Origin of the sequence: Caulobacter sp. BE264 (assembly GCF_031457805.1) — a bacterium.
Lineage (GTDB): Bacteria > Pseudomonadota > Alphaproteobacteria > Caulobacterales > Caulobacteraceae > Caulobacter.
On sequence record NZ_JAVDXI010000006.1, the window covers coordinates 243205 to 262435 of the forward strand.

The 19231-nt window shown below is 67.0% G+C and carries 20 protein-coding genes and 1 pseudogene; 12 read left to right on the forward strand and 9 right to left on the reverse strand.

The features are described from left to right. Genes J2X45_RS15935 through J2X45_RS15945 form a run of 3 tightly spaced genes read left to right on the forward strand, consistent with a single transcriptional unit; the run spans position 1 to position 3142 of the window. A complete protein-coding gene (locus J2X45_RS15935) occupies positions 1-1443 on the forward strand; it encodes a lipopolysaccharide biosynthesis protein (protein WP_310216585.1) in 1443 nt (480 codons plus the stop codon). Further along, the gene (locus J2X45_RS15940; RefSeq protein WP_310216586.1) at positions 1440-2369 is read left to right on the forward strand and encodes a glycosyltransferase family A protein; all 930 of its coding nucleotides are present in this window, start codon (positions 1440-1442) and stop codon (positions 2367-2369) included. The genes J2X45_RS15935 and J2X45_RS15940 overlap by 4 nt, the downstream gene beginning before the upstream one ends. Next, positions 2369-3142 (forward strand): polysaccharide deacetylase family protein, encoded by a 774-nt coding sequence (locus J2X45_RS15945; protein ID WP_310216588.1) that lies wholly within the window; start codon positions 2369-2371, stop codon positions 3140-3142. The genes J2X45_RS15940 and J2X45_RS15945 overlap by 1 nt, the downstream gene beginning before the upstream one ends. On the opposite strand, the gene J2X45_RS15950 is transcribed toward J2X45_RS15945, so the two are convergent. The 3 genes and pseudogenes from J2X45_RS15950 to J2X45_RS15960 form a co-directional block, all read right to left on the reverse strand. Next, positions 3139-4407, reverse strand: a complete 1269-nt coding sequence (locus J2X45_RS15950; protein WP_310216590.1) for an O-antigen ligase — start codon at positions 4405-4407, stop codon at positions 3139-3141. The genes J2X45_RS15945 and J2X45_RS15950 overlap by 4 nt on opposite strands. Next, on the reverse strand, positions 4404-5105 hold the full coding sequence (locus J2X45_RS15955; protein WP_310216592.1) for a sugar kinase: 702 nt from the start codon (positions 5103-5105) through the stop codon (positions 4404-4406). Before J2X45_RS15955 ends, J2X45_RS15950 begins: the two co-directional genes overlap by 4 nt. Positions 5106-5147: 42 nt before the next feature. After that, positions 5148-6681, reverse strand: a pseudogene (locus J2X45_RS15960) (Wzz/FepE/Etk N-terminal domain-containing protein). Positions 6682-6766: 85 nt separating this feature from the next. Here J2X45_RS15960 and J2X45_RS15965 point away from each other — a divergent pair. Beyond that, complete coding sequence (locus J2X45_RS15965; RefSeq protein ID WP_310216594.1) at positions 6767-7507, forward strand: polysaccharide biosynthesis/export family protein; 741 nt, start codon at positions 6767-6769, stop codon at positions 7505-7507. Between the two features lie 42 nt (positions 7508-7549). Here J2X45_RS15965 and J2X45_RS15970 read toward each other — a convergent pair whose 3' ends face one another. After that, positions 7550-7828 carry a sel1 repeat family protein gene (locus J2X45_RS15970; RefSeq protein WP_310216596.1) on the reverse strand — a complete coding sequence of 93 codons (279 nt, stop codon included), beginning with the start codon at positions 7826-7828 and terminating at the stop codon, positions 7550-7552. Between the two features lie 172 nt (positions 7829-8000). Then, positions 8001-8726, reverse strand: a complete 726-nt coding sequence (locus J2X45_RS15975) for a glutathione S-transferase N-terminal domain-containing protein (RefSeq protein WP_310216598.1) — start codon at positions 8724-8726, stop codon at positions 8001-8003. 195 nt (positions 8727-8921) lie between these two features. Between J2X45_RS15975 and J2X45_RS15980 the strand changes: the two genes are divergently transcribed. Together J2X45_RS15980 and J2X45_RS15985 are read left to right on the forward strand one after the other, a co-directional pair. Then, positions 8922-9419, forward strand: coding sequence for an RcnB family protein (locus J2X45_RS15980; protein WP_310216601.1), 498 nt, complete (start codon positions 8922-8924; stop codon positions 9417-9419). 190 nt (positions 9420-9609) lie between these two features. Next, the gene (locus J2X45_RS15985) at positions 9610-9993 is read left to right on the forward strand and encodes a proteophosphoglycan 5 (protein ID WP_310216604.1); all 384 of its coding nucleotides are present in this window, start codon (positions 9610-9612) and stop codon (positions 9991-9993) included. 77 nt (positions 9994-10070) lie between these two features. Here J2X45_RS15985 and gatB read toward each other — a convergent pair whose 3' ends face one another. Further along, positions 10071-11567 (reverse strand): Asp-tRNA(Asn)/Glu-tRNA(Gln) amidotransferase subunit GatB, encoded by a 1497-nt coding sequence (gene gatB, locus J2X45_RS15990; RefSeq protein WP_310216606.1) that lies wholly within the window; start codon positions 11565-11567, stop codon positions 10071-10073. A 389-nt stretch (positions 11568-11956) separates the two neighbouring features. On the opposite strand from gatB, the gene J2X45_RS15995 reads away from it, so the two are divergent. After that, a complete protein-coding gene (locus tag J2X45_RS15995; protein ID WP_310216609.1) occupies positions 11957-12424 on the forward strand; it encodes a hypothetical protein in 468 nt (155 codons plus the stop codon). 57 nt (positions 12425-12481) lie between these two features. Here the strand turns inward: J2X45_RS15995 and gatA are convergent, their stop codons facing one another. Both gatA and gatC read right to left on the reverse strand, forming a co-directional pair. After that, on the reverse strand, positions 12482-13951 hold the full coding sequence (gatA, locus tag J2X45_RS16000) for an Asp-tRNA(Asn)/Glu-tRNA(Gln) amidotransferase subunit GatA (RefSeq protein WP_310216611.1): 1470 nt from the start codon (positions 13949-13951) through the stop codon (positions 12482-12484). Further along, positions 13951-14238 carry an Asp-tRNA(Asn)/Glu-tRNA(Gln) amidotransferase subunit GatC gene (gene gatC / locus J2X45_RS16005; RefSeq protein ID WP_310216614.1) on the reverse strand — a complete coding sequence of 96 codons (288 nt, stop codon included), beginning with the start codon at positions 14236-14238 and terminating at the stop codon, positions 13951-13953. The genes gatA and gatC overlap by 1 nt, the downstream gene beginning before the upstream one ends. Before the next feature lie 179 nt (positions 14239-14417). On the opposite strand from gatC, the gene ruvX reads away from it, so the two are divergent. From ruvX to J2X45_RS16020, 3 genes are all read left to right on the forward strand, one after another. Then, on the forward strand, positions 14418-14888 hold the full coding sequence (ruvX, locus tag J2X45_RS16010) for a Holliday junction resolvase RuvX (RefSeq protein WP_310216616.1): 471 nt from the start codon (positions 14418-14420) through the stop codon (positions 14886-14888). A 158-nt stretch (positions 14889-15046) separates the two neighbouring features. After that, positions 15047-15325, forward strand: coding sequence for a hypothetical protein (locus tag J2X45_RS16015; protein WP_404980082.1), 279 nt, complete (start codon positions 15047-15049; stop codon positions 15323-15325). A gap of 233 nt (positions 15326-15558) precedes the next feature. After that, a complete protein-coding gene (locus J2X45_RS16020; protein WP_310216621.1) occupies positions 15559-16053 on the forward strand; it encodes a hypothetical protein in 495 nt (164 codons plus the stop codon). A gap of 79 nt (positions 16054-16132) precedes the next feature. Here J2X45_RS16020 and J2X45_RS16025 read toward each other — a convergent pair whose 3' ends face one another. Next, positions 16133-16636: a hypothetical protein gene (locus tag J2X45_RS16025; protein WP_310216624.1), complete on the reverse strand. Its 504-nt coding sequence runs from the start codon at positions 16634-16636 to the stop codon at positions 16133-16135. A 163-nt stretch (positions 16637-16799) separates the two neighbouring features. On the opposite strand from J2X45_RS16025, the gene J2X45_RS16030 reads away from it, so the two are divergent. Continuing rightward, on the forward strand, positions 16800-17795 hold the full coding sequence (locus J2X45_RS16030; RefSeq protein ID WP_310216626.1) for an aspartate carbamoyltransferase catalytic subunit: 996 nt from the start codon (positions 16800-16802) through the stop codon (positions 17793-17795). Further along, a complete protein-coding gene (pyrC, locus tag J2X45_RS16035; protein WP_310216629.1) occupies positions 17792-19093 on the forward strand; it encodes a dihydroorotase in 1302 nt (433 codons plus the stop codon). Before J2X45_RS16030 ends, pyrC begins: the two co-directional genes overlap by 4 nt. Positions 19094-19231 lie beyond the last annotated feature (138 nt).

Consider the following 19231-nt stretch of genomic DNA (forward strand, 5'->3'; position numbering starts at 1 on the left):
ATGTTCTGGCGCGGCGTCCTCGGCTATCTGCCGGTCAATATTGTTCAGGGCGTGGTGGGCCTGCTCACCATAGTCCTGTTCACGCGCCTGCTGGATCCGGCCCAGTACGGCGTCTACGCCCTGGCGTTCTCGGTTTTCAGCCTGGTGCAAACCAGCCTGCTGACCTGGACCGAGGCGGCTATGGCGCGGTTCCTGGCCACGCGCGCTGAGGACGGCCGGACGGCGGATCACTTCGCAACGCTCTACAGGCTCTGGCTCGGCGCGGCGCTGGTTGTCCCCTTGATCGGCGGCGTGGTGCTGACCTTGGCGCCGCTGAACGCACCGCTGCGCGTCGCGCTGGCGGCCGGCTTCGCCGCCGTGCTGGTCAACAGCCTGGTGAAGCTGGCCCAGGAACGCCGACGCGCGGCGGGCGAGGTCTCGGGCGCGGCGCTGCTGTCGATCGTGCAGACCGCCGGCGGCTTCGCGCTGGGCCTTGGCCTGGCGCTGGGCGGCCTGGGCGGCGCGGCGCCCCTGCTTGGCATCGGCGTGGTTTCGCTGCTTTGCGTCGCCGCCGTTCTGCCCCGCGAGCTGAAGTTCATGGCCGGCGGTCGTTTCGACAAGGCGCTGGCGCGAAGCTACTTCACCTATGGCGCGCCCGTGGCGCTGTCGTTGATCCTGGCCCTGGTGCTGGCCAGCACCGACCGCCTGCTGCTGGCGACCTTCCTCGACGAGGCGACGGTCGGCGTCTACCACGCCGGCTATTCGCTGGGCAGCCGCACCCTGGACGTCGTGTTCATCTGGCTGGGCATGGCCGGTGGTCCGGCCCTGATCCAGGCGCTGGAGCGCGGCGGACAGCCGGCCCTGGAAGACGCCGCCCGCGAGCAGGCCGGCGTCATCGTCCTGCTCACCCTGCCCGCCGCAGTCGGCCTTGCGCTCGTCGCCCGCCCGCTGGCGGATCTGATGGTCGGCGAGGTCATGCGTGTCCAGGCCAGCCATGTGACGCCGTGGATCGCCGCCAGCGGCTGGCTGTCGGGCGTGACCACCTACTACCTGCTGCAAGCCTTCACCCTGGCGCGCCGCACGTCGCTACTGATCGTCAGCATGAGCGCGCCGGCCTTGGCCAATGTTGTCCTGAACTTCCTCCTGATCCCACGCCTAGGACTGGACGGCGCGCTGATCGCCACGACGGTCAGCTATGGCCTCGGCGCCGTCGCAGCCTGGGCCCTGGGTCGTCGCGCCTGTCCCCTGCCGATCCCTTGGGACGTGCTGGCCAAGGCCGCCGGCGCGAGCCTGGCCATGGCCGCCTGTGTCGCCATGCTTCCGGCGCCCGGCGGCCTGCTGGAACTGGTCCTGAAAGCCGGCGTCGGGACCACCGTCTATGGGGTCCTTGTCCTAGGCCTCGACGTCGCGGGCCTTCGCGGCAAGCTCTCTCTGATCCTCCGTCGAAAGGCGCAAGCCGCATGAACGCGCCAGTCAACGAGCTGCGCCTCGAGAACGCCGGCTGGGCGGCGACCAAGCCACGCCTGTCAGTCCTGATCCCGACCTTCCGCGACGACCCCAGCGCGCTCCTCAAGGCCCTCGACCAGACCACCGCCGCGGCCGAGATCGTGGTTCTGGATGACGGCGGCGGCGATGACGCCCTGGCCGAACGGACTGCGCGTCGTATCGAAAGGATGCGAACGGCGGCCCGCTTCGTGCGCCTGTCGCGCAACGAGGGCCGCGCCAAGGGCCGCAACCGGCTGGCGTCCCATGCGCGCGGCGACCACCTTCTCTTCTTGGACAGCGACATGCTGCCCGACACGCCAGACTTCTTGGATCGATGGGCTGCAGTGGCCGACACGGGCGCGGCGGTCGCGTTCGGCGGCTTCACCCTGGACCAGACGCCGCCACGCCCCGAGCACGCGCTGCACCGGGCCATGGCTCTGAAGAGCGACTGCACCCCCGCGCCAGAGCGCGCCAAGGCGCCGGAGAAGCACGTCTTCACTTCCAACCTGCTGGTGCGACGGGACGTCTTCGAGAGCATCGGCTTCGACGAGGGCTTCTCGGGCTGGGGCTGGGAGGATGTCGAATGGGCGATGCGGGTGGCCCGCCAGCATCCGATCCAGCATATCGACAACACCGCCACTCACCTGGGCTTGGATCCGGCGCCGGTGATGGCCGCCAAGTACGAGCAGTCCGCCGCCAATTTCGCGCGGGTCGTGGCCAGCCATCGCGATGTCGTCAGCGCTTACCCCAGCTACAAGGTCGCCAAGCTGTTGAAGGCGGTTCCGCTCAGCAGCGTGTGGCGGCCGCTGCTGAAACAGCTGGCGCTGGCCGAAGCCGCGCCCGTTCCTCTCCGCGCCTTCGCCATGCGGCTCTACCGCGCGGCGCTCTATAGCGGGGCCGTCTGATGCAGGTGGAATTCGAGAAGGTCGACGCATACGAACCGGACCGCACGCTGAAGGGCAAGCTGCGTCGACGCCTGATCCGACTGGCCCACCGCCGCCCGGCCCGGGTGTCTCTGGAGCGGCCGATGGTGTCGTTCAGCTTCGACGACGCCCCCGCCACCGCCTGCGAGGCCGGCGCCAGGGTTCTCGAGGCCCGGGGCCTGCGGGGCACCTATTACTTCGCCGCCGGTCTGGCGGGCAGGGATGGTCCCATGGGTCGGTTCGCCAGCGGCGAGGATGCGCGCCGCCTGCACGAGGCCGGGCACGAAATCGCCTGCCACACCTACTCCCACCTCGACTGCGGCCAGTCGAGCCGCGCGGCGACTCTGGAGGATGTGGATCGCAACGCCAAGAGCCTGGCGGCTTGGGGCGCTGGCGAACCGGTCAGCTTCGCCTATCCTTACGGAGATGTGGCGGCTCCGGCCAAGACCGCGCTGAGCGGTCGGTTCAAGACGCTGCGCGCGCTGCATCATGGCCTGATCACGAACGGGGCCGACCTCAACCAGACGCCCGCCGTCGGCATCGAAGGCGAGGATGGCGAGGCGGTCGCGAACGTCTGGCTGGACAAGGCCAAGGACCGTAAGGCGTGGCTGATCCTCTATACCCATGATGTCGCCGAACAGCCGTCGCAGTGGGGATGCACGACAGACGCCTTGGGGCGGCTGATCGACCGCGCGCTCGCTGACGGCTTCGATGTCGTGACGGTGGCCGAGGGCTCGCGGCGGATCGGGCTCTAGACCCCGTCCTGAGCCCTGTCCGAGAAGGCCAGCTTGGCGGCCAGCGAGACGAAAAGCACCCAACGGAAGTCGTTGTAGACCACCGCGATGCTCTCGGTGAGACTGACCAGGGTGAACACCACCAGGAACGGGAAGGCCAGCATCGCGCCGCGCTCGCGGTAGACCGCCACCAACGCCAGCGACATGGTCTGCAGATAGAACAGCCCCCAGGCGATCAGCCCGAAGAGACCTATGCCGATCCACTGCTCCAGCCAGGAGTTGTGCGCATGCTGGGGAACAAATTTGGCGTCATTGACGATCCAGGCCAGCGGCCCCCAGCCGGACTTGTCACCCCAGACGGCGGCGTAGCCATAGCCTTGCCAGGGCCGTTGCTCGATCTGGCGCATGGCGGCGGTCCAGATTTCCGTGCGGCCTGTCAGCGTGGCGTCCTTGCCGAGGATCGCGAACAAGACATCCGAGGCAAAAAGCACGAACATGACCAGCAACAGCGCGCCGGTCACGCCAGCCCAGGTCGCGGCGGCGCCAAAGGCGGGTCCACGCTGGACGATCCACACGAACCCCAGCGCCGTCATGCCCAACAGCAGCGAAGCCAGCGCCGTCTTGGATTGCGAAAGCAACACGAGCCCGACGGCTAGACCCACGAACACGACAAACACCTTGGCGCGATCTGGATTGAGCAAGGCCGCCGCGCCGAGCAGACACGCGCCGAACGCCATCAGCCCCCCGAGCGAGTTCTTTTCCATCCAAAGACCGCGCCAAGCGCCGGGAAACAGCTCGGTCATCACCCCAATCGACGGCATGGCCAGGCTCACCGCGTAACTCGCCACGATCAGGAGACAGAAGACGATCCCGTACAATCGCGCCAGCTCGGCCCATCGGAACCGGGAGGCCAGGGCGAGGCCCGACAAGGTGGTGCAGCCGACTGCGAAGCCGCGCCGGATCGAAACGTCAGGCTGGATCGACCAATAGATGGAGGCGGCGACCACCCCCATCAGGATGATGAGAAATGGCTGACGGACGCTCACCCGGATCATGTTCCAGGGGCGCCCCATGATCAGCAGGAACGCCAGGCCATAGGCCGGCAGAAAGGCCACGCGCAGGAGGCCGGAAGCGGACTCATCAGCCTTCTCGCCGAACAGCGGCAATTGCCAGCCGGCGCTGAAGATCAGCAGCATGACGATCGCCGCCGCGAGGGTCAGGAGCGATGGCGCCGCCGCGTGAGGCCGATCCGCGCTCCAACCCAGCGACGTCGGCGCATAGGTCACGGCAGGATCGCCTTCAGGAACGCCGGAGGCTGCAGGGACACCTTGTTGAAGAACAGGCCCGCGCACCGTCCGCCCGCCGCCGTGATCGCGTCGCGCAGCAACGCGGGCTGGCGGACATCAGGCTGATCGGCGGAGACGACGAGGACAGTCTGATCCATGTGCCGCGCAATCGCTGGACCCGACTGTGAGCGGTCCACAGACGGACAATCCACGACGATCACCTCGGCGTGCTGACGCAGGGCGCGCCAATAGTCCGCCGCCGGGATTACATGCGCCTGTTGTCGCCCTCGCAGGGCCTCCCGGTTGAAACGGGCCACCCAAAGGCGGGGGCCGCCCACGCTGTGACCGATCAAGTACTTGGCGTCCGGCCAGACCCCGCCCTCCGGGCGCGGCGCGGGCGGCTGGACAGTGAAGAAGACCGACCCGTCCGGCGAGGCCGCGACCGGCGGTCCCAGCGGTCCGTAGCGCTGGGGATCGGCCGCGAGGGCGTGAAACTGGGTCGGGTCGTTGAGATCCAGATCGACCAGCCAGGTCTTGCGCCCAGCGCGACGGGCGGCGAAGCGCGCGAACTCGCGGGCGACCGTCGAGGTCCCCTCCCCGCGCCGCGCAGCCACGAACTGAACGACGTGCGGACGGCCAGCCGGGGGCGCGCCCAGCGCGCTCCACAACTCCGTCATCTCGAAGTTCAAATCCACCATCTACCGAATCGCTACGCGGCCAGGGCTTCGCAAGTTGCGATATTAACCCTGCGGGCGAAAGGCGACGAAAGCGCTCACCGCTTCACGGCCGCCGTCGCCAGCACCGGCATGCCGAGAGTGCGCGAGGCCGAGGCCGGGGTTTGCAGACCTGGACGCAGGAACATCCGCACCAGACCGGCGCACAGGGCGGTGAAGCCGGCGAACATGATCGCCAAGGCCAGCACCGGCTTCTTCAGGCTCTTGCCTGTCGACGGGGCCACGGCGCGCTGGACGATGCGGATATTGTCGCTGCTCTCGGCCGACATCTGCCGCTGGGCCTCGTCCTGCTGTTCCTTGACGGTGAAGTCGCGGACGTTCGAGGAGAGCACGTCTCGGTCGCGCGACAGCTCGTTGAACTGCGGCTCCAGTTGCGCCAGGCGCAGCAGGCGCGAATTCACGTCGGTCACCTGCTGGGCGTAGGCCGCCTGCGACTGCTGCAAGGCGGCGACCTCGGCGCGCAGATCGTTGCGGGTAGTGGCCAGGGTCTGCCAGATCGGGTTCGGGCCGCTGCGGCGCGCGCCCTCGCCCGCCGTGCGGCCGGCCGCCAGCCCCGCCTCCAACTGGGCGATCTGAGCGTTGATATCGATCACCGGCTGGGCGTTGGGCGTGTAGCGCGACAGCAGGCTCTCGCGGTCCAGCTTCAGTTGAGCCAGCTTGGTCGAGGCCGACATGTCGGTGTCGCGATAGAGGATCGTCTCCGCCGGCGTCCGCGCCAGCTCGGCTTCGACAGCTGCAAGGCGGCCCATGCGGTCCTGAAGCTGGGCGTCCACCGAGTATTTCTGCTGTTCGACCTGCGCCTGAAGCTGGGTCAGCGCGGTCTTCTGGGCTGTGAAGTCGCCAATGTCATTGGTCATCAGGAACGATTGATAAGCCGCGTCGGCGTCAGACAGCTTCTGAGAGAAGATATCGCGCTGACGCTGCAGCACGTTGCTGTCGCCGCCGATCAGCAGGGTGCGGCGATAGATCAGGTACTCTTCCAGCAGCGTGTTGAGCACCTTTTCCGCCATCTCGGGGTCCTGGTGCTGATAGGCCAGACGGATGATCGAATTATCCGGCGCGGTCTCGATCTTGAGGCTCTTGGCGATCGAGTCGCGGCCCTCGGCGATCAGCTTGCGCTTCTCCTCCGGCGTCGCAACCGCGTACTTCGTCGCCGCCTTGGGGAAGATGGCGCCAAAGCCGATCTTGCGGATCACCCGTTCGCGCAGCTCACCGCTGCCCAGAATCTCGGCTTCCGACTGTATGACTTCGTCCGTGTTGGGCACAGCGCCTCGACCTGCGTCGCCGGCGCGAGGTTCGTAGACATATTCCTGGCCAAGCCGCACGAAGAGGCTGGATTGGGCCTCGTAGCTCTTCTTCAGAGTCATGGCGAAACCCACGCCGATGACGGCGATCACCATGAACACCACGAGCATAAGAAAGCGCTCGCGCCACAGCAGCGTGACAAAGTCGCTGGGGGCGTAGCGCGCCCGCGGGCCGGCGCCTCCCCCGCCATGGGCGGAGAGTCGTGCGGCACGCTGATCCAGGCGCTCGTCGACATGCGAATCCGGGCGATCTAACTTGGCTCGCACCCTGGGGCTGGCGGTCTTAAGGGTTCGTTACCCATTCCTGTTAAGACTTGTCGCATGCAGAGCCGCACGCACCTCATGACGGCCTTGGCCGTGGTCCTGATGGCCGGCGGAACGACCGCCTGTGGGCACCTGGACGCCGAACCGATCACGCCGGCGCCGCGTCCGACGGCGACCTTCTCGAATATCGGCTACGCGGACTGGAGCGAGCAGGAGCCCGACTATCGCTTCTATCCTGGCGATGAGATCGAAATGACGGTGCCTTCGGCGCCGGAACTCAACAAGAGCGCCATCGTGCAGCCGGATGGCCGGATCACCGTACCTCTGGTCTCGCCGGTCATGGCCGCCGACCGCACGATCGGCGAACTGCAGGCCTCGCTGAGTCAAGCCTATGCCGGCACCCTGCTGCGACCGCAGGTGCAGATTTCAGTGAAGGCGACGGCGCCCTTGAAGGTGTTCGTCGGCGGAGAGGTCGGAAACCCCGGCGTCTACGACATGGCGGGCGACGGAGATGCTTTGCGCGCCATCATCCAGGCGGGTGGCTTCAAGACCAGCGCCAAGCGCAACCAGGTCGTGATCATTCGTCGCGGCCCCGATGGGCGGGCGATGATGCGGACGGCCGACCTGCTGAGGGGTCTGACCAGCCCCGGCGGTGCGGACCTCGTGCCGTTGCGCCGCTTTGACATCGTCTATGTGCCACGCAGCGGCGCGGCGGAGACGGGCCTGTTCATGCAGCAGTACTTCCGAGACCTGCTGCCGGTCAGCTTCAGCTACGCGATCAACGGCAACATCCGCTAGCGGACCGCCAGATCGAGGCGACGTGAGCCCGGAGAACCGGGCTCAGCCGTGGGCAAGCCATTCGCGCGCCTGGCGCTGGGCTTCGGCGACCTCTTCGCTGGCCATCTCCTGCGAGAGTTCCTTGCGATAGACTTTGGCCTCGATCGACCCGCGCATCGCAGCGAGGTTGAACAGCATGTGGGCCGAAACATAGTCCAGCGGCGCGCCGCCCTGACCCGTCGAGTACAGCAGGCCCATACGGAACAGCTCGTCGCCGGTGGACGCGGCGGTCGGCAGCGGCAGCGTGGAAACGACGGCCGGCGGTTCATTCATCAACATCATGGCACATCTCCTCTCTCAAGCTCGCCTCGCCGTTCTGGCGGATCAGAGCCTGAGAGAAGAAAAGTCCACAGCCACTGAACATATAGTTAAGCGGCCGAACATCATGAAAATAATGTCGAGTATACTAGTTATTAGAGGTGATTACTGCGCGTAAACGCCAGTATACAGCGCGTTAACGGGCGCGCTGACCGAACAGGACTCTGCGAGCATCTTCCGCAGCTTTTCCAGAGGCTTGCAGGCCGCCGGAGCGAAGTTCCGCACCCAGCTTGAAGCCCTTCTGGACGCCTTCGCGCGCGCCAACGCGCTCGAACCACGCCTTCAGATGCGGAAACTCTTCCAGAATGATGCCCTGATTTTTCCAGGGGACAATCCACGGCCAGATCATAAAGTCCGCGATGGACAATTGGCCGCAGACGAAATCACGGCCGTCGAGACGTTTGTTGAGCACGCCATACAGGCGATGCGTCTCGTTGGTGTAGCGGATGACGCCGTAGGCGATCTGGCGCTGGTCGGCGATGATCGCCGGGGCGTACTGTCGGAAGTGGTGCGTCTGGCCGGCCATCGGGCCCAGCCCGCCCATCTGCCACATCAGCCACTGGTCGATGTCGACCCGCTCGCGCTCATTGGTGCCGTAGAACTGGCCGGACTTGCGGGCGAGGTACTGCAGGATCGCGCCGGACTCGAAGATCGAGATCGGCTGGCCGTCCGGGCCGTCATGATCGACGATCGCGGGCATGCGATTGTTCGGGCTGATCGCCAGGAACTCCGGCTTGAACTGCTCGCCGACCCCGATGTTCACGGGGACCATTTCATAAGGCAGCCCCATCTCCTCCAGGGCGATGGAGATCTTCCAGCCGTTGGGCGTGGGCCAGTAGTGCAGTTCGATCGGACGGCTCATCAGCCTTCCCTCCCCTTGTCGTCGTTGCTGCAGAACATGGTCGCCGCCGCGCCGCGCGCCAAGAGGCCGACAAGGTAAATCGCTGACAACCCCATTCAGGCTGGGTTCAGCCAGAGCCGCTCATCGTGCGCTTCACGGTCGAGGGACATTAGGCGGCGCCGGAGGGTGTTCGCCCGACCACGAGGAGAAGACGAGATGAAGCGTCTGCTGCTGACGATCGCCGCTGCGGCCTCGGTGGCCGGCCCGATGGCCCTGACCGCCACCGAGGCCGCCGCCCAGGACCGCGGACGCTGGGAGCACCGCGACCGTGACTGGGACCGCGGCCGAGACCACGACCGAGGCGGCTGGGATCGTGATCGCGGCGATCGCTGGGATCGCGGTGATCGCTGGGACCGTCGCGACCGCTGGGATCGCGGCCGGCACAACGGCTACTACTACAACAGCCGTTGGTACTACGGCCCGCCGCCCTCGGCCTACTACGGACACCCCGGCTATCGGCCCGGCTACAGCGCCTGGCGTCGCGGAGCCTATCTGCCGAGCTACTACCGCGGCCACGGCTACGTCGTGAACGACTACTACCGCTACAACCTCCGCTCGCCGCCGCGCGGTTACTATTGGTACCGCACTGGCAATGACTACGTCCTGGCGGCGATCGCGACGGGCTTGATTTTCGACGTCATCGCCAACCGCTAGACCTGAAAGCGCTTTCGGCGCCCCGACGGCGTCCTAGGCTTTGCCTCGGACGCCGTTTTGCCGCCACAACGGCCTCGCCCTCGTCCCGCATGCGGCGCGATGGCCAGAATGCGAAGTCATTTCGACCGTATTGCCCCGCCAGCGTAGGCCCTGCGTCACACATCGACGCTGCAGCAACACGGTCACGACCATGAACACCTTGCGCGCCGCCACCACCGCCCTGACCTTGGCCGCCCTCGCCTTCGCCGGCTCGGCGCTGGCCCAGACCTCTCCCCAAACCACAGCGCCCCAGACGACCTCGCCCGAGAGCGCGCCGCTGCCGTCCATGACCGCGACGCCGCCGGCCGCCACGCCCTCCGCCTCGCCTGCGGACTCTGCCGCGCCCTCGCTAGCCGACACCGCCGCTCCGGCGGATTCCGCTGCGACGCCCAGTTCGGCCTCTGCGCCCATCGCTGAGGATCAGGCTACCGCGCCTTCGCCGGACGACATGACGGGCAAGAAGGCCAAGAAGCACCGGAAGCCGGCCCGAGACGCCGCCACGACGTCGCCGGAAGCCGCGCCGACGCCGCAATAACCACGACTGTTCGCATCAACGAAAAGGGCCCGCGGCGTGCGCCGCGGGCCCTCGTCCGTTTCGCGATGATCGAGCGCCTATTCGACGCCGAGCTTCTTGCGAAGCAGCTCGTTGACCGTACCCGGGTTGGCCTTGCCGCCGGTGGCCTTCATGACTTGGCCGACGAACCAGCCCAGGGCTTGCGGCTTGTCCTTCACGGCCTCGGCCTTGTCAGGATTGGCGGCGATCAGGTCATCGATGGCCTTCTCAATGGCTCCGGTGTCGTTGATCTGCACCAGGCCGCGCTTCTCGACGATCTCGGCAGGGCGGCCTTCGCCGGCCCACATGTGCTCGAAGACTTCCTTGGCGATCTTCGACGAGATGGTGCCATTCTCGATCAGCTCGACCAGCTGGGCGATGTCGGTGTGCGGCAGCGGCGAGTCAGTGAACGACGTCCCGGCCGCCGACAGCTTGGCCAGCAGCTCGTTGGTGACCCAGTTGGCCACCAGCTTGGCGTCACGCCCCTTGGCCGCGGCTTCGAAATAGTCGGCGCGGTCGGCGTCGATGATCAACACCCCAGCGTCGTAGGCGGAAAGGCCGTACTGGCTCTGCAGGCGCGCCTTCTTGGCGTCCGGCAGTTCCGGCAGGGTTTCTTCGATCGACTTCACCCAGGCTGAGTCCAGCACCAGCGGCAGCAGGTCAGGGTCGGGGAAGTAGCGATAGTCGTGCGCCTCTTCCTTGCTGCGCATCGAGCGCGTCTCGTTCTTGTTGGGATCGTACAGGCGCGTTTCCTGGTCGATCACGCCGCCGTCCTCAAGGATTTCAATCTGGCGGCGGGCCTCGTACTCGATCGCCTGCTGGATGTAGCGGTACGAGTTGACGTTCTTGATCTCGCAGCGCGTGCCCAGGTGCTTGAAATCACCCGTCGCGCGGAACTTCTCATAGTCACCCGGACGGCAGACCGAGACGTTGACGTCGGCGCGCAGGTTGCCCTTCTCCATGTCGCCGTCGCAGGTGCCGAGATAGACGAGGATCGTCCGCAGCTTCTTGACGTAGGCGGCGGCCTCTTCCGAAGTGCGCATGTCGGGCTTGGAGACGATCTCCATCAGCGCGGTGCCGGCGCGGTTCAGATCCACGTAGGTCGCGTTCGGATCCTGGTCGTGCAGCGACTTGCCGGCGTCCTGCTCCAGGTGAAGGCGCTCGATGCGGACGTCGAAGGTCGTGCCGTCGTCACGCTCGACGGTGACCACGCCCTCACCGACGATCGGCTGGTCGAATTGGCTGATCTGATAGCCCTGCGGCAGGTCCGGATAGAAGTAGTTCTTCCGGTCGAACCGGCTCTTCAGGTTGATCTGCGCCCGCAGACCCAGGCCGGTTTTCACCGCCTGCTCGACGCAGAACCGGTTCAGCACCGGCAGCATGCCGGGCATGGCCGCGTCCACCAGGCTCACCTGCTCGTTCGGCCCCGCGCCGAAACCGACAGCGGCGCCCGAGAAGAGCTTGGACTTGCTGGCGACCTGAGCGTGCACCTCAAGACCGAGGACCATTTCCCAGGGGCCGGTGCGACCTTGGATCTGTTTGGATTCTTGCGTCATGGCCGTCTCTCTACATCAAGCGAGGCGGCGCGGAAAAGCTCTCGCGGGCCCGCCGCGCGATCTTCCCTCATTCCGTTCGTCATCGCGGTTTTCAGCGTGCAAAGCCTAATCCAGCAAAGCCATGGAGCAATTCTCAAATAAGGCGGGAATTCGCCCAAAACCGCACCATTTCGGGATCTGGGAACCGTCGAGTTATCGCGCCGTTCGATTCCACGAACTGCTCACTCACGGAGGTAGAAATGCCCACCGCTTACACGAATCGCCCGGCACTCAATTTCGATTCACCAGAACCGACTGTCGCCGCCGATCCGAATGCTTCAGCCTTGTTTCCGTCGCAGCCCGTTTATGCACGAACGCCCAAGAAGAGCGCTGGCGGAAATCTGCCGTTGATGGTCGGGGCGCCGGTTCTCGCGCTGGTCGCTGGCGGCCTGGTCTGGATGGCGATGGGCGACCGTCCCGAGACGCCGACCGATCCGCAATCGCTTCAGATGGCCACAACCGACAGCCAGCCCGCGCCGCGTTCATCCGTGACGCTGCCACCCGCGACGCCGATTCCCCAGCCCACTGAGCTGGCGATGAACGAAACGCCTCCGGCGCCAGCGCCTGTCGCGCGCGCGTCAGCGCCTCGCGCCTCGGTTCAAGGCCGCGCCGTCACGCGCAGCCCGTCGACCGCTCCGCGTGAAACAACCGCGCCGGACGTGTCGACCGCAGCGTCGAACGTCAGTGCGACCGTGCCGGCCTCGACGCCCACGGTCAGCGCGCCGGCCATCGCAGAACCGCCGCCGCTGGTGATCCCGGCGCCGGCTGCGCCGCAACCCGTGACGCCTTCGACGCCGGAACCGACCACGCCGATGTAAGGCTCGATACCGATCCTAAGAAGAAGGGCGGCTCCGATTGGAGCCGCCCTTTTCACATCACCACCACTTTTCAGCCTTGGCCTTGAACCCGGCCGCCTTTTCGACCGCTCCCGCGACCGAGAAAACCGTCGCTTCGTCCAGTGGCTTGCCGATGATCTGCAGGCCCAGCGGGAGCCCGTTGGCGTCTAGACCAGCGGGGAGGCTCAGACCCGGTAGGCCCGCCAGGTTCGTCGTCACCGTGAAGACGTCGTTCAGGTACATGGCGATCGGATCGTTAGAATTCTCGCCAAGGCCAAACGCCGCCGAGGGCGCGGTCGGGGTGAGGATCGCGTCGCACTGGGCCCAGGCGTTGTCGAAGTCCTCGGCGATGCGACGACGCACCTTCAGCGCCTTCAGGTAATAGGCGTCGTAATAGCCGGCGCTCAGCACATAGGTGCCGATCAGGATGCGGCGCTTGACCTCGTCGCCGAAACCCGAGGCCCGCGTGTTCTCGTAGATTTCAGTGAGGTTCGCGCCCTCTTCCCGGAGGCCGTAGCGCATGCCGTCATAGCGGGCGAGGTTCGAGGACGCCTCGGCCGGGGCCACGATGTAGTAGGCCGGCAGGGCGTACTTGGTGTGCGGCAGGCTGATGTCGACGATCTCGCAGCCAGCCTCCTTCAGCCAGGCGATGCCGTCCTGCCAGAGCTTCTCGATCTCGGCCGGCATGTTGTCGACGCGGTACTCCTTGGGGATACCGATCTTCAGGCCCTTCACCGACTTGCCGACGAACTGGGTGAAGTCCGGCACGGGCACGTCGAGGCTGGTCGAGTCCTTGGGGTCATGGCCCGACATCGAGGTCAGCAGCAGGGCCGCGTCCTCGACGGTCTTGGCGATCGGGCCAGCCTGGTCCAGCGAGCTGGCGAAGGCCACGACGCCCCAGCGCGAGCAGCGGCCATAGGTCGGCTTGATGCCGACGGTGCCTGTGAAGGCGGCCGGCTGGCGGATCGAACCGCCGGTGTCGGTCGCCGTGGCGCCCAGGCAAAGATCGGCGGCGACGGCCGCAGCCGAACCGCCCGAGCTGCCGCCGGGGGTCAGGGCCTTCGTCGAGCCTTGGGCGCGCCAGGGGTTCGTGACAGGGCCAAAATAGCTGGTCTCGTTCGACGAGCCCATGGCGAACTGGTCCAGGTTCAGCTTGCCCAGCATCACCGCGCCGTCGCGCCACAGCTGGCTCGTGACGGTCGACTCATAGGTCGGGACGAAGTTTTCGAGGATCTTCGAGCAGGCCGTGGTCCGCACGCCGTTGGTGCAGAACAGGTCCTTCACGCCCAGCGGCGCGCCTTCCAGCGGACCGGCCTCGCCCAGCGCCCGGCGGGCGTCGGACTTTGCGGCCATGTCCAGCGCCTGTTCCGGGGTTTCCAGAATGTAGGCGTTCAGACCGCGCGCGGCTTCGATGGCCTCGATGTGGGCGCGGGTCAGCTCGACCGAGGTGAACTCGCGGGCGGCCAGGCCGTCGATGGCGGCCTTCAGGGTCAGGTTCGTCAGGCTCATTATTCGACGACCTTCGGCACGACAAAGAAGTTGTTGATCGACTTGGGCGCGTTGCTGGTCACGCGGGCAGGATCTCCGCCCATGGTGACGGCGTCCTCGCGCAGCGGCAGGCCAGCGGCGACCACGCTGGTCAGGGGCTCGCAGCCGTCGGTGTCCACCTCAGCCAACTGCTCGATCCACGTCATGATGCCGTTCAGTTCCTGGGCCAGCGGCTCCAGGCGCTCTTCGGGCGTCGCGATGCGGGCGAGGCGCGCGACCTTCCGCACGGTGGCGGCGTCAATGGCCATGGAAGGCTACTCCGGATAGATAGTCAGCATTGACTGTTATTGTCGGTGGGTAGCGGGCGAAGGCTCGTGTTTCAAGGCGAACCTCTCCTTCAGCCTCACCCTTGGCCTGTCGAGGGGCCAGGCTGACGCCCGGCGCGACGCCCTTCGACAAGCGCGAGGCGAGGACGTAGAAGACCGCCATGCCCGTTCTCGACATCGAAGATTTCGCCGCCGCCCTGCCCCAGTACGCCACCATCGTGGGCCTGGACCCGGGCGAAAAGACCATCGGCGTGGCGGTCTCGGATGTCACGCGCACGGTCGCCAGCCCCCTGGCGCTGATCGAGAAGACCAAGTTCAGCAAGGACGCCGAGCAGTTGTTCAAGCTAATGGACAGCCGAAACGCGGTCGCGATCGTCATCGGCCTGCCCATGAACATGGACGGCACCGAGGGCGTGCGCTGCCAGTCCAACCGGGCGCTGGGCCGCAACCTGCTGCGCCTGAAGCCCGACCTGCCGATCACCTTCTGGGACGAGCGTCTGTCGACGGCGGCGGTCACCCGCGTGCTGATCGACGAGCATGACATCTCGCGCAAGCGTCGCGACGAGGTGGTCGACAAGATGGCCGCCGGCTGGATTCTGCAGGGCGCCTTGGAGCGTCTGCGCGGCCTCTAGATCAGGGTCCGCATCGAACATTCCCTCCCGGCGAGAAAGTCGAGGCTTTTCGAGCGCGAACCGAGTTGGTTAACATTCGTTGATTGCCAAAACGGGGGACGGGCGTGGACTTGAGACTGAAAGCAGATCGCCATCGCGCGACTGCGGCGAGCGCCGCCTTGATCGTTCTGCTGACAGCCGACATCGGCGTCGCCAGCGACGGCGCGGACTGTCCGCCCAATCCTGAGCCTGGCAAGTGCTATGAGAAGGTCTACAGCCCGCCGCTCTATGAGGACCGGGCCGAGCAGGTGCTCGATCAACCGGCGCGGACTGGAAGCAACACTGCGCCGGCCACCTACAGGATCGTGGTGACCCGGCACAAACTGCGCGACGCGAGCTTCACCTGGCAGGTCGTCCCCTGTGGTGCGGGCCGCACGCCGCCGCGCACAGGTGGCTAGTCTGCTAACGGACGGAATTCGTCTGAAGTAACGCCGCTTTCGCCCGAAACTCTTTTTGGGTTTTCCCCTGAGGCCAGACGGCCCCACCGAAAAAGAAATTCGCTCAGCGGGTGAATTTTCGGGACAACATCGTTTTTTCTTTGGTTAAGGTTAATTGTCGCGTTCCGGGATCGGACTCCAAGTTCGTTCCACGACTGTACAGTTTTGGGTTGAGGGCAAACGAGGGGGCTCGAGTGACGAAAAAGGTCTTGATGGGTTTGGTGGCGGTCGCCGTCACCGGCATGTCGGTGAGCCCTGTGCTCGCGGACGGCCGCAACTATGCGCCGGCGCCGGCCGCGCGCAGCTATCCGCCGGTGCCGCCGCCGCCGTCTTATCCGCCCGCGCCGCGCCCGCCGTCGCCGCCGCCGGGCCCGCCTGCGGACGACTGCCTCTGCACCCGCCCGGTGGTGTTCTACGGCCCGACCACGGGCTGGGGCGACATCCGGGTCGCGGCGCCGGGCGTGCGCGTCTACGGCGAGCCGGTCGTCGTGCCGTCGGGCCGCATCGATATCCAGGGCCCGCCGGTCTATGTCGACGCTCCGCCGGTCCGCGTGGCCGCGCCGCAGATCTATCTGCATCGTCCGGAAGTGCATGTGCGTCCCTCGGCCGTCACGGTCGAAGCGCCGCAGATCCACTTCACCGGCTGCGCCGACGGCGTGCGCTGCGAACCGGCTCCGCCGCGTCGCTAAGCGCAACCTCAATCGTGAGACTATCGAGGAGGGTGGCCCAGGGCCCCCTCCTCTTTCTTTTTGACGCCCAGATAAGGGCTCAGCGCTGCGGCGCGCAGAACGCTCGGGCTTCGCGCGCCAGCGGCAGGTCACCGCCCTCCAGCGCAGCCTTCACCGCCTCGTCGCAGCGATTCTCGCTCAACAGCGCCGTGACCTTGCCGCGCAAGGCCGCTGACTTGGCCGCAGCCTCTCTCAGGAGCTGGGCCTCCTTGCGCTCGCCGGGCAGACAGGGCGAGTACCATTTGGCGTCACCGCACCGCGCGATCAGACGCGTCTGGCGCGACAGATCCGTTGTGGTTTCGGGAGCGGGCGCTTCTGCCGGCTTGTCAACAGCCGGCTTGGCGCGCGCAGCTGGCGCCAGCTCTAGTGAAGGGGGCGGCGCCATGACGGGCGGCTGCCCCTCCAGCGGCTTGACCGTCATCTCGGTCGGCATCTGGTAGTGGCAGACCCAGCCCTTGTCGGTCATCTGGCAGGACTGCAGCGTCGCGCGGGTCTCCTCGGCCGGCGCGGAGGCCTGCAACAAAGCGAGCATAAGCAACAGCATGGCCAACCCCGATCGCCGCGCTTTCGAACGCGACCTCTACAGTATGCGCCTCCTGCACGCGGCAACAAGTGAGGGTGTGATTTGAGCGGGCGAGACGGTGCGCTGCAGGACCCCGCCACCCCGGCCTTTCCTTAACGGTCAAAGCCGCCTAAGACGCGGGCTCATGACGGCTTCCGCCCATGACCCCGCCCGCGCCGCGATCGAGACGATCCGCAGCCGCGTCTTTGCTTTTCCCAAGCGCCATTTCCTGTCTGCGGGCGATCTGAACGCGCCCCAGGCGGCGGACCTGCTGGATCTGGCCGACGCCTTCGTCGCCCTGAACCGGCAGACCTCCAAGACCCTCGACATCCTCAAGGGTCGGACGCTGATGAACCTGTTCTTCGAGAACAGCACGCGCACCCAGAGCTCGTTCGAGCTTGCGGGCAAGCGCCTGGGCGCCGACGTCGTCAACATGAACCCCAAGACCTCGTCGGTCGCCAAGGGCGAGACCCTGATCGACACGGCCGTCACCCTGAACGCCATGCGGCCCGACCTCTTGGTCGTGCGCCACGCTTCGTCCGGCGCGGCCAGCCTGCTGAGCCAGAAGGTCAGCGGTCACGTGGTCAACGCCGGCGACGGCCAGCACGAGCACCCGACCCAGGCCCTGCTCGACGCCCTGTCGATCCGCCGCGCCTTTGGTCGCGTGTCGGGCCTCACCGTCGCCATCTGCGGCGACGTGCTGCACAGCCGGGTGGCCCGCTCGAACGTCGCCCTGCTGCACACCCTGGGCGCCAGCGTGCGCCTTGTGGGACCACCGACCCTAATGCCGGCTCAAGCCGAGCGCTGGGGCGTCGCCGTCCACCACGACATGAAGTCGGGCCTGGCCGGCGCCGATGTCGTCATGATGCTGCGCCTCCAGCTGGAGCGGATGCAGGGCGCCTTCGTGCCGTCCACGCGAGAGTACTTCCGCTTCTATGGCCTTGACCGCGAAAAGCTTTCCCGCGCCGCGCCAGGCGCCAAGGTCATGCACCCCGGCCCGATGAACCGGGGCGTCGAGATCGACTCCGACGTCGCCGACGATCCGGCCGTCAGCCTGATCCAGGACCAGGTCGAGATGGGCGTCGCCGCCCGGATGGCGGTGCTCACCAGCCTCGCGGCCCGTCTGGAGGCGGCCCAATGAACGCCCCCCAGCCCCTCGCCTTCGTCAACGCCCGCCTGGTCGATCCCGAGAGCGGCTATGACGGCCCCGGCGGCGTCATCGTCTCCGAAGGCGTCATCACCGACGTGGCCAAGAGCCGCGAGTTCGGCAAGCTCAGCAAGGCTGTCCGCGTGGTGGACTGCGGCGGCGCGCTTCTGGCGCCCGGCCTGATCGACCTGCGCGTCCGCACGGGCGAGCCCGGCGCCGAGACCAAGGAAACCCTGGCCAGCGCCGCCAAGGCCGCAGCGGCCGGCGGCGTCACTTCGTTCGTGGTCCAGCCCGACACGGCGCCGGCGATCGACGACCCCAGCATGGTCGACTTCATCCTGCGCCGGGCCCGCGACGTCGACAGCGCCCGCATCCTGGTGGCCGGCGCGGCGACCAAGGGCCTCCTGGGCGAGCAGATGGCCGAGATCGGCCTGATGCGCGAGGCCGGCTGCGTCTATGTCACCGACGCGGGCAAGCCGATCGTCGACAGCAAGGTCATGCAGCGCGTCCTGACCTACGCCAAGGGCTTCGACACCCTGCTGGCCCACCGGCCCATGGACCCGTGGCTGGGCCGGGGCGGCGCGGCGATCGGCGGCGAGTTCGCCGGCCGTATGGGCCTGCCCTCGATCTCGCCGATGGCTGAGCGGATCATGCTGGAGCGCGACGTCGCCCTCCTGGAAGCCACCGGCGGCAAGCTGCTGGTCGACCAGATCAGCTCGGCCCAGGCGCTGCAAACCCTGGCTCGCGCCAAGGGCAAGGGCCTGCGGATCAACGCCTCTGTGTCGATCAACCACCTGTCGTTCAACGAGCTGGACATCGGCGACTACCGCACCTTCGCCAAGCTGAACCCGCCCCTGCGCGGCGAGGACGACCGCCAGGCCCTGATCGAGGCCCTGGCCTCGGGCCTGATCGACATCGTCGTCTCTTCACACAGCCCGGCCCCAGCCGAGGACAAGCGTCTGCCGTTCGACGAGGCCGCGCCCGGCGCCGTGGGTCTGGAAACCCTGCTGCCCGCCCTGCTGTCGCTGTACCACGAGGAGCGCCTGCCGCTGCTCGACCTAGTCCGCGCCGTCACCCTGGCCCCAGCCCAGCTGCTGGGCCTGCGCGGCGGCCGCCTCTCGCCCGGCGCGCCGGCCGACCTCGTGCTCTGCGACATCGACGCGCCGATCATCGTGGACGCCGCACGCCTGTTATCGAAATCGAAGAACTCGCCGTTCGACGGGCGCCGGCTGCAAGGCCAGGTGTTGATGACGGTGGTGGATGGCCGCGTGGTGCATCGGGCGGAGGGGTAGCTCCCAACCCCTCCCCCAAGCGGGGGAGGTGTCGGCGCAGCCGACGGAGGGGGAAGTCCTGCTGACCCTGCCTCTTCCCCCTCCGGCGCTTCGCGCCGCCTCCCCCTCTGGGGGGAGGATTTGGATGACGTCCGACTC

Coding starts and splice junctions, on each gene's coding strand:
- J2X45_RS15945 (WP_310216588.1), top strand. CDS start 2,369: ATGCAGGTGGAATTCGAGAAGGTCGACGCATACGAACCGGACCGCACG.
- J2X45_RS15975 (WP_310216598.1), bottom strand. CDS start 8,726: ATGAGCCGTCCGATCGAACTGCACTACTGGCCCACGCCCAACGGCTGG.
- J2X45_RS15965 (WP_310216594.1), top strand. CDS start 6,767: ATGCAGAGCCGCACGCACCTCATGACGGCCTTGGCCGTGGTCCTGATG.
- J2X45_RS15940 (WP_310216586.1), top strand. CDS start 1,440: ATGAACGCGCCAGTCAACGAGCTGCGCCTCGAGAACGCCGGCTGGGCG.
- J2X45_RS16025 (WP_310216624.1), bottom strand. CDS start 16,636: ATGCTGTTGCTTATGCTCGCTTTGTTGCAGGCCTCCGCGCCGGCCGAG.
- J2X45_RS15985 (WP_310216604.1), top strand. CDS start 9,610: ATGAACACCTTGCGCGCCGCCACCACCGCCCTGACCTTGGCCGCCCTC.
- gatC (WP_310216614.1), bottom strand. CDS start 14,238: ATGGCCATTGACGCCGCCACCGTGCGGAAGGTCGCGCGCCTCGCCCGC.
- gatA (WP_310216611.1), bottom strand. CDS start 13,951: ATGAGCCTGACGAACCTGACCCTGAAGGCCGCCATCGACGGCCTGGCC.
- pyrC (WP_310216629.1), top strand. CDS start 17,792: ATGAACGCCCCCCAGCCCCTCGCCTTCGTCAACGCCCGCCTGGTCGAT.
- J2X45_RS15995 (WP_310216609.1), top strand. CDS start 11,957: ATGGTCGGGGCGCCGGTTCTCGCGCTGGTCGCTGGCGGCCTGGTCTGG.
- J2X45_RS15935 (WP_310216585.1), top strand. CDS start 1: ATGTTCTGGCGCGGCGTCCTCGGCTATCTGCCGGTCAATATTGTTCAG.
- J2X45_RS15980 (WP_310216601.1), top strand. CDS start 8,922: ATGAAGCGTCTGCTGCTGACGATCGCCGCTGCGGCCTCGGTGGCCGGC.
- J2X45_RS15955 (WP_310216592.1), bottom strand. CDS start 5,105: ATGGTGGATTTGAACTTCGAGATGACGGAGTTGTGGAGCGCGCTGGGC.
- J2X45_RS16030 (WP_310216626.1), top strand. CDS start 16,800: ATGACGGCTTCCGCCCATGACCCCGCCCGCGCCGCGATCGAGACGATC.
- gatB (WP_310216606.1), bottom strand. CDS start 11,567: ATGACGCAAGAATCCAAACAGATCCAAGGTCGCACCGGCCCCTGGGAA.
- ruvX (WP_310216616.1), top strand. CDS start 14,418: ATGCCCGTTCTCGACATCGAAGATTTCGCCGCCGCCCTGCCCCAGTAC.
- J2X45_RS15970 (WP_310216596.1), bottom strand. CDS start 7,828: ATGATGTTGATGAATGAACCGCCGGCCGTCGTTTCCACGCTGCCGCTG.